The sequence below is a fragment of the Gemmatimonadota bacterium genome, assembly GCA_026706345.1.
Lineage (GTDB): Bacteria > JAAXHH01 > JAAXHH01 > JAAXHH01 > JAAXHH01 > JAAXHH01.
The window spans coordinates 791-2,704 of sequence record JAPOYX010000215.1; the positions used below are offsets into that span (position 1 = coordinate 791).

Sequence of the window (1,914 nt, forward strand, 5' to 3'; positions counted from 1 at the left end):
GAGCGACGGCCAGGGACCGGCTGTCGCTGAATTCCTTGACCGCGTCTATGTCAATAATTTCGATACGCTGAAACCCGGCAAGGTGCGATACGGCATGATGCTGCGGCTGGACGGGATCGCCCTGGACGACGGAACGACGTCCCGAATATCGGAAAACGACTACTTCATGACAACGACCACCGCCGGTGAGTCGGAGGTCCTGACCCATCTTGAGTACCTGCTGCAGACTGCCTGGCCCCACCTGGACGTGCAGCTGACGAGTGTGACGAGTCAGTGGGCGGCTGTCGCCGTCGCGGGTCCACTGAGCCGAAACCTCCTGACGAAAGTCATTCACGACATCGATTTCAGCAATGAGGCGCTCCCGTTCATGGGCGTCGACCACGGGCATCTGGATGGCGTTCCTGTACGTGTGAGCCGACTGAGTTTTTCGGGGGAAATGGCCTACGAAGTCTATATGCCTGCAGGTCAAGGTGAACAGGTATGGCAGGCCATTTTCGACGCCGGACAAGTCTTCGGAATCGTGCCTTACGGTACGGAGGCGCTGAATATTCTCCGAACCGAAAAAGGGCACGTTGCGGGTCCGGAACTGGACGGCCGGAGAAACCTGATTGACCTGGGAATGGGCCGGATGGCAAGCAGGAAGAAGGCCTTTGTCGGCGGCGCGCTGTTGCAACGTGAAGGCATGCTCGATCCCGCCCGCCCGCAACTGGTGGGGTTGAAACCGGTGCACGATGGGGAGGATTTCAGGGCGGGGGCGATCTTGTGCGAGCAGGGTCAGCACAGTGGACACGGCCTGGGCCAGGTTTCGTCCGTGGCCTGGTCTCCCGAGCTTTCGATGCACATCGGACTGGGCTTTGTGTCCGGAGGCATGTCGAGAAGGGGAGACGTGATAGACGCCGTTTACCCGTTGCGCAAGGAAGTTACGGCCGTCCGGGTTGCGTCACCGCACTTCGTCGATCCAGGGGGAGAACGACTGCGTGGCTGAAGCAAAGTCAGCGCTCGGGGCCGTTTACGAGCCCGGCACGATCGGCGTCGAGGCAGGCTCGCCTGCCATATCGATCTGCGAACGATTGGAGCGGAATATCGTGCAGGTCGCCGGCTGGAGGAGCAGTTTCGATTCTGTATGCGGCACGCTGGGGGAAATGCTGAATTGCCGGATCCCAACCGATTTGCGACGGGCGACCTCTTCCGGCGGCCGATCGGTCTTTCGGGTCAGGCCGGAGCGGCTGTGGATTACGGGTTCGTCGAACGACGAAGTCCTCCGGGACTTGAGTGTTGAGTCGCTTGGTGGAGACGCGGTCATGACCCGACTTGGCCATGGTCGGACGGTATTGCGAGTGACCGGACCGGAATCGGACTTGCTGCTGAACCGCGGCCTGCCAGTAGATTTGGACCCCGAAGTATTCCCGGCGAATGCGTTTGCGCAAAGTGCCATTCATCACATGCACGTCATGGTTCACAGAGTCGATATCGCCGGAGAACTTGCTTTCGATGTCTACGTCTCGCGGGAAGTGGCCATATCGTTCTGGGAGTGGTTGACAGAGGCCGCGGCGCCCCTGGGTTGTGAGATAAGGCAACCCGACCGGTCCTCGTAGATTCCGTATCTGAATTCTTGTCTCTGTAGAGCCCGTGTCCGATTCCACGTCATTGATCGAGCGCATCGCGAAGTGGTCGCATGCGCTGAACCTGGACGCCGTACCGGACGGCGCGCGGAAGGTCGCCAAGCGATGCATCGTCGATCTGGTCGGTGTATCGATCGCCGGCGCCGAACGCGAGCAGTCACGGCGCATCGCGGACTACTCAAGCCGCGCGTATGCGCCGGGTCCGGCAACCGTATTCGGCGGTCCGGCCCGTTTATCCCCGGTCGGCGCCGCACTCGTGAACGGTGCGGTCGGTCATGTCCTGGACTTCGAT

At 60.9% G+C, this 1,914-nt stretch carries 3 protein-coding genes; all 3 read left to right on the forward strand.

Annotated elements, in window-relative coordinates:
• A partial coding sequence (locus OXG98_15010) for a sarcosine oxidase subunit alpha (GenBank protein MCY3773314.1) occupies nucleotides 1-985 on the forward strand: 985 nt, incomplete at its 5' end.
• The gene (locus OXG98_15015; protein MCY3773315.1) at nucleotides 978-1,595 is read left to right on the forward strand and encodes a hypothetical protein; all 618 of its coding nucleotides are present in this window, start codon (nucleotides 978-980) and stop codon (nucleotides 1,593-1,595) included. The genes OXG98_15010 and OXG98_15015, both read left to right, overlap by 8 nt.
• Nucleotides 1,596-1,629: 34 nt before the next feature.
• Nucleotides 1,630-1,914: MmgE/PrpD family protein (locus OXG98_15020; GenBank protein MCY3773316.1), on the forward strand; the 285-nt coding region annotated here is incomplete at its 3' end.